At 71.2% G+C, this 12,978-nt stretch carries 11 protein-coding genes and 2 tRNA genes; 10 read left to right on the forward strand and 3 right to left on the reverse strand.

Features of this window, described 5'->3' with window-relative positions:
• Nucleotides 1–12 precede the first annotated feature (12 nt).
• Complete coding sequence (locus AC07AG_RS25045; protein ID WP_478757928.1) at nucleotides 13–456, reverse strand: SSI family serine proteinase inhibitor; 444 nt, start codon at nucleotides 454–456, stop codon at nucleotides 13–15.
• Nucleotides 457–670: 214 nt separating this feature from the next.
• Here AC07AG_RS25045 and AC07AG_RS25050 point away from each other — a divergent pair.
• Both AC07AG_RS25050 and AC07AG_RS25055 read left to right on the forward strand, forming a co-directional pair.
• Nucleotides 671–761: transfer RNA gene (locus tag AC07AG_RS25050), tRNA-Ser, on the forward strand.
• 191 nt (nucleotides 762–952) lie between these two features.
• Nucleotides 953–1,025: transfer RNA gene (locus tag AC07AG_RS25055), tRNA-Arg, on the forward strand.
• Nucleotides 1,026–1,084: 59 nt separating this feature from the next.
• On the opposite strand, the gene AC07AG_RS25060 is transcribed toward AC07AG_RS25055, so the two are convergent.
• Both AC07AG_RS25060 and sigJ read right to left on the reverse strand, forming a co-directional pair.
• A complete protein-coding gene (locus tag AC07AG_RS25060) occupies nucleotides 1,085–2,290 on the reverse strand; it encodes an NAD(P)/FAD-dependent oxidoreductase (RefSeq protein ID WP_478757796.1) in 1,206 nt (401 codons plus the stop codon).
• A gap of 134 nt (nucleotides 2,291–2,424) precedes the next feature.
• The gene (gene sigJ, locus AC07AG_RS25065; RefSeq protein WP_478757797.1) at nucleotides 2,425–3,369 is read right to left on the reverse strand and encodes an RNA polymerase sigma factor SigJ; all 945 of its coding nucleotides are present in this window, start codon (nucleotides 3,367–3,369) and stop codon (nucleotides 2,425–2,427) included.
• Nucleotides 3,370–3,563: 194 nt separating this feature from the next.
• On the opposite strand from sigJ, the gene AC07AG_RS25070 reads away from it, so the two are divergent.
• The 8 genes from AC07AG_RS25070 (at nucleotide 3,564) to AC07AG_RS25105 (ending at nucleotide 12,823) form a co-directional block, all read left to right on the forward strand.
• Entirely contained in the window at nucleotides 3,564–4,307 is a 744-nt protein-coding gene (locus tag AC07AG_RS25070; RefSeq protein ID WP_478757798.1) for a chitinase, read from the forward strand.
• Between the two features lie 36 nt (nucleotides 4,308–4,343).
• Nucleotides 4,344–5,243 carry a DUF2797 domain-containing protein gene (locus tag AC07AG_RS25075; RefSeq protein ID WP_478757800.1) on the forward strand — a complete coding sequence of 300 codons (900 nt, stop codon included), beginning with the start codon at nucleotides 4,344–4,346 and terminating at the stop codon, nucleotides 5,241–5,243.
• 131 nt (nucleotides 5,244–5,374) lie between these two features.
• Nucleotides 5,375–5,845, forward strand: coding sequence for an antibiotic biosynthesis monooxygenase family protein (locus AC07AG_RS25080; RefSeq protein ID WP_478757802.1), 471 nt, complete (start codon nucleotides 5,375–5,377; stop codon nucleotides 5,843–5,845).
• On the forward strand, nucleotides 5,832–6,734 hold the full coding sequence (locus AC07AG_RS25085; protein WP_478757804.1) for an amidohydrolase family protein: 903 nt from the start codon (nucleotides 5,832–5,834) through the stop codon (nucleotides 6,732–6,734). Before AC07AG_RS25080 ends, AC07AG_RS25085 begins: the two co-directional genes overlap by 14 nt.
• Nucleotides 6,735–6,808: 74 nt before the next feature.
• Nucleotides 6,809–7,570: a response regulator transcription factor gene (locus AC07AG_RS25090; RefSeq protein ID WP_478757806.1), complete on the forward strand. Its 762-nt coding sequence runs from the start codon at nucleotides 6,809–6,811 to the stop codon at nucleotides 7,568–7,570.
• Nucleotides 7,567–9,192 carry a sensor histidine kinase gene (locus AC07AG_RS25095; protein ID WP_478757807.1) on the forward strand — a complete coding sequence of 542 codons (1,626 nt, stop codon included), beginning with the start codon at nucleotides 7,567–7,569 and terminating at the stop codon, nucleotides 9,190–9,192. Before AC07AG_RS25090 ends, AC07AG_RS25095 begins: the two co-directional genes overlap by 4 nt.
• A 26-nt stretch (nucleotides 9,193–9,218) precedes the next feature.
• Nucleotides 9,219–10,547, forward strand: coding sequence for a bifunctional glycosyltransferase family 2/GtrA family protein (locus AC07AG_RS25100; RefSeq protein WP_478757809.1), 1,329 nt, complete (start codon nucleotides 9,219–9,221; stop codon nucleotides 10,545–10,547).
• On the forward strand, nucleotides 10,544–12,823 hold the full coding sequence (locus AC07AG_RS25105) for an ArnT family glycosyltransferase (protein ID WP_478757810.1): 2,280 nt from the start codon (nucleotides 10,544–10,546) through the stop codon (nucleotides 12,821–12,823). Before AC07AG_RS25100 ends, AC07AG_RS25105 begins: the two co-directional genes overlap by 4 nt.
• Nucleotides 12,824–12,978 lie beyond the last annotated feature (155 nt).

Here is a 12,978-nt window from a genome sequence, read left to right on the forward strand (position 1 = left end):
GGATCCGCGGTCCTACGCACCGGCCTCGGGCAGCACCGGGACGAGCTTGTCCCACCGGGAGATCTCGCATCCGTTGCTGCGGTCGTACGTCGCGTCGACGGGCCGCCCGTTCCAGGTGCCCGTGATGTGCGCGGTGGCGGGACCGCCGTACTGCATGGTGCAGACCGAGTCGGCCGGCGTGGGCGCGAAGGTGTCCTTGCCCCAGGTGCCCTGGTCGAGCTTCGAACACGCCTCCTCCGCGCGCGGGTGCGTGCCGCCCGCCGGGTGGCACTCCAGCTCGAACGTCCCGTCCTGCCCGTCCCCGGCGTCGGTCACCTTCACCGTGAGCCGGTCGGGGGTCGACTCGGTCAACGGCGTCGACAGGTGCAGGGGCCCCATGTCGGCGTGGGCGACGACGGGCGCGGCGGACAGCGCGGCGACGGACGCGGCGGCGGTGAGGACGAGGCGGCGCAGCATGACGGGGCTCCACTGGGTGCGGGATACCGGGTACGCGAACACGTACGGGCTCTACCGCGTCTAACGCCGTTGACGCCGCGACGTTGCGGGCGGGGAAAGACACTTTGCTCTGCGGGCCGCCCGACTAGTACCTTGGAAGCCGCGATTGGTGACACGCCGCCCGGCTGTGTCATCATCTGCACGCACCCCTCGCGTTCGCGCAGGTGTGCAAGCTGGAGGCGTCGCCTAGTCCGGTCTATGGCGCCGCACTGCTAATGCGGTTTGGGACTTAAATCCCATCGAGGGTTCAAATCCCTCCGCCTCCGCTGCAAGATCCCGAAGCCCCGGTCCCCTGGACCGGGGCTTCGGCGTTTCGCCGCCGAGAAGCACGTTTCCGCAGGTCGCAAGCGGTGTGGTCAATGGATTTCACATGGCGGCGGCGGTCATGTAATGTTCTTCCTGTCGCCGCGAGCGGGCCGAAAGGCCGGGGAGCGAAGGCAAACAAAAGAAAAATCAAGCACTCGTAGCTTAACGGATAGAGCATCTGACTACGGATCAGAAGGTTGCAGGTTCGAATCCTGCCGAGTGCACAGACTGAGAGGCCCCGGACGAGAGTCCGGGGCCTCTTTGTTGCGCCCCCCTGCGCCGGTCAGGCCGCCAGCTTCGTGGTCGGGTTCGTCTCGGTGTGGTCGGTGGGGTTCTGTGCGACTCGGCGGGGCCTGGTCGGCATTCCGAGCAGGGGGTTGGCCACGCCCCAGGCCGCGCCCTTGCAGATCAACTCCTTGTAGACGGCCGCCAGCCGGCCCGTCAGGGCGCTGCGGACCGCGATGTCGTCGGCGGTGACGTACTGGATGAGGCCGTCCTTGCGGCCCAGCGAGATGCACTGGTTGAAGTAGCGCATCGCCGTCTTCGGGATCTTTCCGCCGGTCAGGCGTGCCGCGATGGCGTCCGCGGCCTGCCATGCCATCGGGGTGCCCGTGGCGCACGACATCCGCAGCGGCTTGTCGCCGGGGCCCATCGCCATGGCCGCGTCGCCGACCGCGTACACGTCCGGGTGCGAGACCGAGCGCATGGTCTCGTCGACCACGATCTGGCCGTTGTCGGTGACGTCCAGCGTGGTGGCCCGTGCGATGGGGTGGACCGCGAAGCCGGTGGTCCACAAGGTGACCGCGGCCGGGATGGACGTGCCGTCGGCCGTGGTGACGGCGTCGGGCGCCACGCCGGTGACGGCTGCCTGCTCGTGCGCGGTGATGCCGAGCTTCGCGAAGACCTTCCGTACGTGGGCGCGGCCCTTGGGTGAGAGCCAGTCGCCGAGTTCGCCGCGGGCGGCGATGGCGACGTCGAGGTCCGGGCGGGCCTCGGCGATCTCGGTCACGGCCTCCAGGCCGGTGAGGCCGCCGCCGACGACGACCACGGGCTGTCCCGCTTCCAGACCGGCCAGGCGCTCGCGCAGCCGCAGCGCTCCGGGGCGCCCCGCGATCTCGTGGGCGTGCTCGGCGGTACCGGGGACGCTCTGGGCGTTCCAGCCGCTGCCGAGGGCGTAGACCAGGGTGTCGTACTGGAGCTCCTCCGCGCCCTGCTCGTCGCTGACGGCGACGGTCTTGGCGTCGACGTCGACCGCGGTGACCTTGGCGATCCTCAGTTCCACGCCGGTGTTCGCGAACATCTCGCTGAAGGGCCGCGGCCTGAGGTCCTGGCCGACCGTCAGCTGGTGCATCCGGACGCGCTCGACGAAGTCGGGCTCGGCGTTGACGAGGGTGATGGCGACGTCCTCGCGGCTCAACCGCTTGGCAAGGCGTCCGGCGGCGATGGCTCCGGTGTATCCGGCTCCGATGACGACGATGCGGTGCTTCATTTTCCTGCTCCTGTCATCAGCTCTTCAGCAGCTTTGCGGTAGCTCTTCGGCGGGTTCGTCACTTGAACCGGGTAGCCCGCTGTTTCCTGACAGGAGTTTTGTGTGAAGCAGGTCACATGGTGGTGACCTGGTGATCAGAAGGCCTTGAGCAGGGGTTCTCCGTGGTCCGTGGCCGCCCACTGCTGGGTCGCGCGTTCGAGCTTGTCGGGGTTCACCTGGTTGCGGAACGCGACGATGCCCTCGGGGGTGATCTCCAGGCACATGACGCCGACGACCCGGCCTTCGACGACCACCACGAGGGCGGGGGTGCCGTTGGCGGTCGATGCGTAGACGTCGGGGGAGCCGCCGACCAGGGCGCGCTTGGCGTCGCTGGGCTTGAACAGGCCCCGCATGAACTTCGCGACCGCGACCGCGCCCTCGAACGCCTTGGCGCGCGCCGGGACCTTGCCGCCGCCGTCGCCGATGGAGATGGCGTCCTCGGTGAGCAGCCGCACGAGCGGCTCGGTCCGGCCGCTGGTGGCGGCCGCGAGGAACTCCTCGACGATCCGCTGGGCCGCGGCCTCGTCGATCTCGGTGCGGCGCTTGCCGGCCGCGACGTGCTTCTTGGCGCGGTGGAAGATCTGCTGGCAGGCGGTCTCGGTGATGTCGAGGATCTCCGCGACCTCCCGGTGCGGATAGCCGAAGGCCTCCCGCAGCACGTACACCACACGCTCGTTGGGCGAGAGGCGCTCCATGAGGACCAGGACCGCGTACGAGACCGATTCGCGCTGTTCGGCGGTGTCGGCGGGGCCGAGCATCGGGTCACCGGCGAGCAGCGGCTCGGGCAGCCACTGGCCCACGTAGGTCTCGCGGCGTGCGCGGGCCGAAGTCAGCTGGTTGAGGCACAGGTTGGTGAGGACCTTCGTCAGCCAGGCCTCGGGGACCTCGATGTGGTCGACGTCGGCGGCCTGCCAGCGCAGGAACGTGTCCTGCACCGCGTCCTCGGCGTCGCTCGCGGAGCCGAGGAGGCGGTAGGCGATGGCCTCCAGGCGGGGCATGAAGGCCTCGAACCGGTCCGTGTCGTTCATGGTCGCAGCCATGTTCCGGATCCTAGCCCGCGCGGCGCGCGGCGCCCTCGGGTCGCGGAAGTCCCGGTCCTCGGTCGTCGGTCCTCGGTCCCCGGTCGCTGGCCGCAGGCCGGTGGTCGCTGGCCGCTGGTCTATTGACATGCACGGCACAATGGTCCGGACCAATCCTGCAGAGTGATGGTGACGTCCGGAACGGGAGTGATGACGTGGTGTGGAGAAGGCGAGGCCGAGTCCTGGCCGTGCTCGTGGCGGTCGCGTTGCTCTGCGGGGTGGGCGGGACCAGTTCCTTCGCGGCGCCCGGCGGCCCTCATGGCGGGGAGGAGCGGGGCAAGGACCGATTCGTCGTCAGCGAGCGGCAGTTCGAGCGGATGTTCCCCGAGAGGGATCCCTTCTTCACGTACGAGGGTCTCGTCGAGGCCACGCGCGCCTATCCCGAGTTCGCGCGGACGGGGAGCCGGACGGTGCGGCGGCAGGAGGCCGCCGCCTTCCTGGCCAACGTCAGCCATGAGACCGGCGGGCTGTTCTACGTGGTGGCGCAGGACGAGTCGACCTATCCCGTCTTCTGCGACAAGACCCAGCCCTTCGGGTGCCCGGCAGGGGAGTCCGCGTACTACGGGCGGGGCGCGATCATGCTGAGCTGGAACTTCAACTACAAGGCCGCCGGGGACGCGCTGGGGATCGACCTGCTCAACGACCCCTGGCTGGTGGAGCGCGACCCGAAGGTGGCCTGGATGACCGCCCTTTGGTACTGGAACACCCAGACCGGGATGGGCACCCTGACGGGTCACGAGGCCATGGTGAAGAAGAAGGGCTTCGGCGAGACCATCCGCAGTCTCAACGGGCCCGAGTGCGACGGAGGGCGTCCCGAGCAGGTGAAGCACCGGGTCGGGCTCTACCGGGACTTCGTGCGGGTGTTGCATGCCACGCCCGGGAGGCACCTGAGCTGCTGAGCCGGGCGTAAGGCGCCGGGGCGTAAGACTGTCCCCATGGAGTGGCGTAGTGCGGGGCTGAGCTGGGCGGACCGGGAGCGGCCCGTGCTCGTGTGGGAGCGCGGGGACGTCAGCCCCCTGGTCGTGGGGCGGCGCGTGGGGTTCCGGGCCCTGGGGCGGCGGGAGTGCGTGGGGGCGCGGGGGAACGCCTGTCCCGTCGCCGCCGTCGTGCCGGGGCGGGGGACTCAGGCGCGATGTGCCGAGTGCGCGCGCCTCGACCGGGCGCACTCGGTGGCCGCCGACACCATCGCCGACGATCCGCGGACCTACCGCGTCTATCTCGCGTGGTTCGGCGCCGGGATGGTGAAGGTCGGCATCACCCGTGAGGAGCGGGGAGCGGCTCGGCTGCTCGAACAGGGGGCCGTCGCCTTCGCCTGGCTGGGGCGCGGGCCGTTGATGGCCGCGCGACGGGCCGAGGAGCTGCTGCGGGTCGCCCTCGGGGTGCCGGACCGGATCTCGTACGCCAAGAAGCGGGCCGTCAGGGCCGCCTTGCCGGGCGTGGACGAGCGGCGCGGTGAGCTGGAGCGGATGCATGGCTTCGCCCTCGCGCTCGACGGGTGGCCCGAGTCCCTGGAGCGGGTGGCGCTGGGGGAGCGCGGTGTGGGGGACCACGGTGAGCACGGTGTGGTCGACCACGGTGAGGTGTTCGGGGTGGAGCGGCTCGGCGGCGTCGGCGGGTTCGCCGTCACCGAGCTCGTCGACGGCGGTGTGGTGCTGGGGGATCTTGTCGCCGTGGCGGGGCCCGATCTGTATCTCGAGGATGGCGGGGACGGCGGGCGTCTTGTCGTGCTCGACAGCAGGCTGCTTCGGGGGTGGCGGCTTGAGGGGGCCAGGGGCGCGGAGCGTACGACTGTTCCCGTGCAGGAGGTGCCTGTCGTCCAGGGCGGGCTCTTCTGAGCTGCGTACGGAGCCGCGTACGGAGCCGCGTCCCGATCAAGCTGACCGGATGGTCAAGTCTCGCTGCCCGTACGGCAATGAAGGCGGGGAGAGGGTGGACAGGCAGGCGGGGCGCGGCCGAGTCTGGGGACATGAGTGATCAATCCGTTGCACCTGTTCCCCCCTTCGAACCGCCCTATTACGCCGTCGTGTTCACCTCGGTGAGGACCACCGCCGACGGCGGCCACGACGGCAGCCGCGAAGGCGGCCACGACGGCAGCTATGACGCGACCGGCGCCCGCATGGACGAGCTCGTCGCCTCCGTGCCCGGCTTCCTCGGAATGGACTCCGCGCGGACGCCCGGCGGGCTCGGCATCACCGTCGGGTACTTCCGGGACGAGGACGCGATCAAGCAGTGGCGCGGCGACGCCGAGCATCGCACGGCGCGGAAGCGCGGGCGCGCCGAGTGGTACGACAAGTACGTCGTCCATGTCGCCAAGGTGGAGCGGAGCCACGGCTTCGAGCGGATCCAGAGTTCTGAACGGAGCCAGAGTTCTGAACGGATCCACAGTTCCGAGCGGATCCAGAGTTCCGAGCGGGCGGACAGCCTTGAACGGGCATGAGGGCGAAGGCAGGGCCGTCCACGACTTCTGGGAGCGGCTCGGGCTGCCCGGCCTCATCGACGTGCACACGCACTTCATGCCCGAGCGCGTGCTGGCCAAGGTGTGGGACTACTTCGACTCCGCCGGACCGCTGACCGGTGTGCGGTGGCCCATCGCCTATCGGCACGAGGAGGAGCAACGGCTCGCGCTTCTCCGCGAGTTCGGGGTGCTCGCCTTCACGTCGATGGTCTATCCGCACAAGGCGGGCATGGCGCAGTGGCTCAATGGATGGGCCGCCGACTTCGCCCGCCGGACGGACGGCTGTCTGCAGACGGCGACCTTCTTTCCCGAGCCGGGGGTGGAGGCGTATGTGCGGGATGCCGTCGACGGCGGGGCCCAGATCTTCAAGTCCCATGTGCAGGTGGGGGGTTACGACCCGAACGACCCCGCGCTCCTGCCCGTCTGGGGGCTGCTCGCCGATGCCGGGATCCCGGTCGTCGTGCACTGCGGGTCGGGGCCCGCGCCGGGCAAGCACACCGGGCCCGAGCCGATCGGGCGGCTGCTCGCGCGGCACCCCCGGCTGCGGCTCGTCGTGGCGCACATGGGCATGCCGGAGTACGTCGACTTCCTGGACCTTGCCGAGCGGTACGGCGAGGTCAGGCTCGACACGACCCTGACGTTCACCGACTTCTGCGAGGAGCTCTCGCCGTTCCCGCGCGCGGAGCTGCCGCGGCTCGCCGATCTGGGGGACCGCATCCTGCTGGGCTCGGACTTTCCCAACACCCCGCACGCGTACGTTCATCAGCTGCACGCCCTGGAACGGCTCGGCCTGGGGGACGAGTGGCTGCGGGCGGTGTGCCACGGGAACGCGGCCCGGCTCTTCGGGCTCCAGGGCCACCACGGCCGCTAGCCCCGAGGTGTTTCTCAGGGAATTCACAGGTTCTGGCAAGAGCACTCTCAGGGCCGCGCCGCAGGCTGTGTGCCATGACTACGACCTCGCCCCAGGGGCGTACCGAACTGCTCAGGGCGGACGGGAGCCCCGTTCGCGTGCTCGTCGTCGACGACGAGGTGTCGCTGACCGAGCTCCTCTCCATGGCCCTGCGCTACGAGGGCTGGCAGATCCGCAGCGCGGGGGACGGCGCCGGAGCGGTGCGGGCCGCCCGCTCCTTCCGGCCCGACGCCGTGGTGCTCGACATGATGCTGCCGGACATGGACGGCCTCGCCGTGCTCGGACGGCTGCGGCGCGAGCTGCCCGACGTGCCGGTGCTCTTCCTGACGGCCAAGGACGCCGTCGAGGACCGGATCGCCGGGCTCACCGCCGGGGGCGACGACTACGTCACCAAGCCCTTCAGCCTGGAGGAAGTCGTCGCGCGGCTTCGCGGGCTCATCCGCCGGGCCGGGGCGTCCGACCGGCGCAGCGAGTCCGTCCTCGCCGTCGGGGACCTCACCCTCGACGAGGACAGCCACGAGGTGACGCGGGGCGGGGACTCCATCCACCTCACCGCCACCGAGTTCGAGCTGCTGCGCTATCTGATGCGCAATCCGCGGCGCGTGCTCAGCAAGGCGCAGATCCTCGACCGCGTGTGGAACTACGACTTCGGGGGCCAGGCCAACGTCGTCGAGCTCTACATCTCGTATCTCCGCAGGAAGATCGACGCAGGCCGTGAGCCGATGATCCACACGCGGCGCGGTGCCGGGTATCTGATCAAGGCCGCACCCTCGACCGAGGCGGCAGCCGCCTCATGACACGGAGACGGCAGCCGCGGTCGCTGCGGACGCGGCTCGTCGTCTCGGCGGTGGCGCTGATCGCCGTCGTCTGCGCGGTGATCGGCACGGTGACGACCATCGCGCTGCGCTCGCACCTGTACGACCAGCTGGACGGCTCGCTCGGCACGGTCGCGATGCGTGCGTCGGGTCCGCTGCCGAAGCCGGGGGCCGACGATCACGGTGCGCCGTCCGTGGACCAGGGCGATCCGCTGCGGTTCGTCTCCAAGGGGCCCCAGGAGGTCGGCACCATCGGGGCCGTCGTCGAGGACGACGGCTCGGTCGGCCAGGCCCTGGTCAGCAACGAGCCGGACAGCGGATCCTTCGAGCCGCGGACCGACCAGCTCGACGCGGCGCAGTCCGACGCGCTCGGCTCCGTGCCGCGCGACGAGCAGCCGCACAACGTCGACATCCCCGGCCTCGGCGAGTACCGCGTGGAGTACGCGACAGGACCCAACGGCGACTTCCTCGTCGGCATCCCCACCGCCAAGGTGCAGAACACCCTCGAAACGCTGATCATCGTCGAGGTCAGCGTCACCGCCGCGGGCCTGGTGGCCGCCTCGCTCGCCGGTGCGGCCATGGTCGGTGTCGCGCTGCGCCCGCTGCGCCGGGTCGCGGCGACCGCCACGCGCGTCTCCGAACTCCCGCTGCACAGCGGCGAGGTGACGCTGTACGAGCGCGTCCCCGACACGGAGCCGAACACGGAGGTCGGGCAGGTGGGCGCGGCGCTCAACCGGATGCTCGACCATGTGCACTCCGCGCTGCACGCGCGCCAGGAGAGCGAGACGCGGGTACGCCAGTTCGTCGCGGACGCCAGCCACGAGCTGCGTACGCCCCTTGCCTCGATCCGTGGATACGCCGAACTGACGCGCCGGGGGCGGGAGTCGACAGGCCCCGACACGCGGCACGCGCTGGGCCGGATCGAGTCCGAGGCACAGCGGATGACGGGTCTTGTGGAGGACCTGCTGCTGCTCGCCCGGCTCGACGAGGGGCGTGACGGCGGGCGTTCCGGGGGCGGGCACACCGGCGGAGCAGGTGCCCGACTGCCGCTCTCGTATCAGAGCACTGATCTCTCACCACTGGTCGTGGACACCGTGAGCGATGCGCGCGCCGCGGGCCCCGAGCACGTCTGGTCCCTGGAGCTGCCGGACGAGCCCGCGCTCGTCCTCGCCGACGCGGCCCGCCTCCACCAGGTCGTCGTCAATCTCCTCGCCAACGCGCGTACGCACACGCCACCGGGCACGAAGGTCACCGCACGCGTGCGCCGTGCCGGACCCGGCGTCTGCCTGGAGGTCGAGGACGACGGCCCCGGCATCGCCCCCGCCCTCCTCCCCCACGTCTTCGAACGCTTCGCCCGCGGCGACGCCTCGCGCTCCCGCAACGCCGGATCCACCGGGCTCGGCCTCGCCCTCGTACAGGCCATCGTCGCGGCCCACGGCGGCGGCGTGAGGGTCGAAAGCGCGCCGGGACGGACGGTGTTCACGGTGACGCTGCCCGCCGCATCGGACCAGGTCGACGGGCAGGCCAGCGGCCAGGTGATCGGCCAGGTCAGCGGCCAGGTACGGGACTCACAGGCGGGCCACAGGCTCACCACACAGGCCTGACAGACCACTTGGCGAATGTCGGTGTCATGCAAACCGACTCTTCCCCGGGCGGCGCTTGCTCGGTCCCTCTGCCGGCGCGGGCCCACCTTCCCGCCGGATGGCGCGACGTGCCCGTCCTGGACATCGTGATCCCCGTCTACAACGAGGAGAAGGATCTGGGACCGTGCGTGCTGCGCCTGCACGACCATCTCGTACGCACCTTCCCCTACCCCTTCCGGATCACGATCGCGGACAACGCGTCCACGGACCGCACCCCCGAGGTGGCGGCGCGGCTCGCGGAGTCGAGCGAGGAGGTCCGCCACACGCGCCTTGAGCAGAAGGGGCGCGGGCGTGCCCTGCGCGCCGTGTGGTCCGCATCGGACGCCCCCGTCCTCGCCTACATGGACGTGGACCTGTCCACCGACCTCAACGCGCTGCTCCCGCTGGTGGCTCCGCTGATCTCCGGGCACTCGGACCTGGCGATCGGCTCCCGGCTCGCGCGCAGCTCGCGCGTGGTGCGCGGCCCCAAGCGGGAGTTCATCTCGCGCAGCTACAACCTCATCCTGCGCGGCTCCCTGCACGCGCGCTTCTCCGACGCCCAGTGCGGGTTCAAGGCGATCAGGGGTGACGTGGCGGGGGTGCTGCTTCCGCTGGTCGAGGACACCGGGTGGTTCTTCGACACGGAGATGCTGGTGCTCGCCGAGCGCGCGGGCCTGCGCATCCACGAGGTGCCGGTCGACTGGGTCGACGACCCGGACTCCACGGTCCACCTGGTCAGGACGGCCACGGACGACCTCAAGGGGGTGTGGCGGGTCGGGCGCGCCCTCGCGGTCGGCGCGCTCCCGCTCGACCGCCTCGCGCGCCCCTTCGGGGACGACCCGCGCGACCGCCAACTGCCCGGCGTACCGGGCGGCCTCGCCCGCCAGCTGGTCGGCTTCTGCGTGGTCGGCGCGCTCTCCACGCTCTTCTATCTGCTCCTGTACTCCGGCTTCCGTACGTTCTCGGGGTCGCAGGTGGCCAACGCGCTGGCCCTCCTCGTGTCGGCGGTCGCCAACACCGCGGCCAACCGGCGCCTGACCTTCGGGGTGCGCGGCCGTGACCGCGCGATGCGCCACCAGGCACAGGGCCTGGTCGTGTTCGGCATCGGGCTCGCCCTGACCAGTGGCTCACTGGCCGCCCTGGGCGCGGCCTCGGGCGACCCGTCCCACTCCACGGAACTCGCCGTCCTGATAGCGGCCAACCTCGCGGCGACGGTGCTGCGGTTCCTGCTGCTGCGGGCGTGGGTGTTCCCGGACCGGGGCTCCGACGCGGCGCCGCCGGACGCCCCGTCCTCGTACGAGCTCACCTACGCACACGACCCGAGGAACGCACGATGACGACGACTTCCCACCCGCCCGCTTCCCACCCGCCCGCTTCCCACCCGTCCGCGCCGCTGCACGCGGCGCCGGGTGAGCGTGCCCACCGGGGTCCGCGCACCCTGCCCGCGCGGCTCTGGCGCGGACGCCCCGACGACCCGCGCTGGGCGCGCCCCGCCTTCCTGGGCCTGCTGCTCGCGACCGCGGTCCTCTACTTCTGGAACCTCAGCGCCTCCGGCTACGCCAACTCCTTCTACTCCGCGGCCGTCCAGGCGGGCAGCCAGAGCTGGAAGGCGATGTTCTTCGGCTCGCTCGACGCGGGCAACGCGATCACCGTCGACAAGCCCCCGGCCGCGCTCTGGCCGATGGCCCTGTGCGTACGCCTCTTCGGGCTCAACTCCTGGGCGGTGCTTGCCCCGCAGGTGCTCATGGGGGTCGCGACGGTCGGCGTCCTCTACGCGGCCGTGCGCCGCCGCTTCAGCCCGGCGGCCGGGCTCATCGCGGGCGCGGTGCTGGCGCTCACGCCCGTCGCCGCGCTGATGTTCCGGTTCAACAACCCGGACGCGATCCTCGCGCTCCTGATGACCGTCACCGTGTACTGCGTCCTGCGCGCCCTGGAGCACGGTCGCACCAAGTGGCTGGTGTGGGCGGGCGTCGCCGTCGGTGCCGCCTTCCTGGCCAAGACGCTCCAGGCATTCCTGATCCTGCCGCCGCTCGCGGTCCTGTACGCGGTGTGCGCACCCGTGCGGCTGCGCAAGCGCTTCGGCCAGCTCGCCCTCTCCGGGCTCGCGATGATCGCGGCCGGCGGCTGGTGGGTGGCCGTCGTGGAACTGTGGCCCGCCTCCTCGCGCCCGTACATCGGCGGATCCCAGAACAACTCCTTCCTTGAGTTGACCTTCGGCTACAACGGCCTCGGCCGCATCAACGGCGAGGAGACCGGCAGCGTGGGCGGAGGCGGCGGCCCCGGCGGTGGCGGCGGTGGTGGTGGCCAGTGGGGCGAGACCGGGCTCGGGCGGATGTTCAGCTCCGAGGTCGGCAGCCAGATCTCCTGGCTGATCCCCGCCGCGCTGATCCTGCTCGTCGGCGGCATCATCCTCACCTGGAAGGCCCGCAGGACCGACACCGCGCGCTCGGCGTTCGTGGCGTGGGGCAGTGCGCTCCTGATGACGGCGGCCGTCTTCAGCTTCATGGCGGGGATCTTCCACCAGTACTACACGATCGCCCTCGCCCCCTACATCGCGGCGCTGATCGGCATGGGCGCCACGGTCCTGTGGGAGGAGCGCGCCAAGTGGTGGGCGGGCGCGCTGCTCGGCGTGACCGTCGCCGGGACGGCGTGGTGGGGGTACACCCTGCTCGGCAGGACACCGGACTACGTGCCGTGGCTGCGCTGGGCGGTGCTCGTCGGCGGCCTCGTGGGCGCGCTCGGCCTGCTGCTCGCGGCCAGGCTCGGGCGCCAACTGGCCGTCGCGGCGGTGGGACTGAGCTTCGCCGCATCCGTGGCGGGTCCTGTCGCGTACACCCTCTCCACCGTGAACAGCGCGCACACCGGGTCGATCGTGACCGCGGGTCCCGCTTCGGCGGGCGGCATGGGCGGGCCCGGCGGTGGCGGGGGCGGCAGGCCGGGCGGCGGCGGTGGCGGTGGTGGCGGGATGCAGCCGCCGAGGCAGCAGGGCAATGGCATGCAGCCCCCGACGGGTGGCCAGAACGGCGGCGGCCAGAACGGCGGCGGCATGGGCCAGCCCCCGGGCCAGACCGGCCAGAACAGCAAGCAGGGCGCCAACTCCCAGGGCCAGCAGGGCCAGCAGGGCAAGCAGGGCCAGCAGGGCCAGCAGGGCCAGCAAGGCAAGCAGGGTCAGCAGGGCAAGCAGCAGGGCGGCTTCCCCGGCACCGGCGAGCGCGGCGGCATGGGCGGAGGCGGCGGCATGGGCGGCCTCCTCAACGGCGCCCAGGTGAGCAGCAAGGCCAAGAAGCTCCTGGAGGAGAACGCCGACGACTACACCTGGGCGGCGGCGGCCATCGGCTCGCAGAACGCGGCGAGTTACCAGCTCTCCACGGGCGACCCGGTGATGGCCATCGGAGGCTTCAACGGCAGCGACCCGTCCCCGACCCTCGCGCAGTTCAAGCAGTACGTCGAGGACGGAAAGGTCCACTACTTCATCTCGGGCGGTGGCATGGGAGGCGGCATGGGCGGCGACAGCGGCACCTCCTCCAAGATCACCTCCTGGGTGGAGGACACCTTCAAGAAGGTCACGGTCGGCAGCGCGACGTTCTACGACCTGACCCAGCCGAAGAGCTGACCCACGGCTGACGGACCGGACGGGACCGGACGGGTCCGGACGGGTTCGGACGGGTTCGGACGGGGCCGACCGCACGCCGCGGTCGGCCCCGTCCGCGCTGCCTGCCATGTCTGCCGGAAACCATCTTGTACGCCGTACGGGAAATGCTTTACGGT

Source organism: Streptomyces sp. NPDC044044, from assembly GCF_056434405.1.

What these genes read in the sequence shown, in the direction of transcription:
- sigJ (WP_478757797.1), bottom strand. Translation starts at nt 3,369, where the DNA reads ATGGCTGCGACCATGAACGACACGGACCGGTTCGAGGCCTTCATGCCC.
- AC07AG_RS25075 (WP_478757800.1), top strand. Translation starts at nt 4,344, where the DNA reads ATGGAGTGGCGTAGTGCGGGGCTGAGCTGGGCGGACCGGGAGCGGCCC.
- AC07AG_RS25100 (WP_478757809.1), top strand. Translation starts at nt 9,219, where the DNA reads ATGCAAACCGACTCTTCCCCGGGCGGCGCTTGCTCGGTCCCTCTGCCG.
- AC07AG_RS25090 (WP_478757806.1), top strand. Translation starts at nt 6,809, where the DNA reads ATGACTACGACCTCGCCCCAGGGGCGTACCGAACTGCTCAGGGCGGAC.
- AC07AG_RS25080 (WP_478757802.1), top strand. Translation starts at nt 5,375, where the DNA reads ATGAGTGATCAATCCGTTGCACCTGTTCCCCCCTTCGAACCGCCCTAT.
- AC07AG_RS25045 (WP_478757928.1), bottom strand. Translation starts at nt 456, where the DNA reads ATGCTGCGCCGCCTCGTCCTCACCGCCGCCGCGTCCGTCGCCGCGCTG.
- AC07AG_RS25095 (WP_478757807.1), top strand. Translation starts at nt 7,567, where the DNA reads ATGACACGGAGACGGCAGCCGCGGTCGCTGCGGACGCGGCTCGTCGTC.
- AC07AG_RS25060 (WP_478757796.1), bottom strand. Translation starts at nt 2,290, where the DNA reads ATGAAGCACCGCATCGTCGTCATCGGAGCCGGATACACCGGAGCCATC.
- AC07AG_RS25105 (WP_478757810.1), top strand. Translation starts at nt 10,544, where the DNA reads ATGACGACGACTTCCCACCCGCCCGCTTCCCACCCGCCCGCTTCCCAC.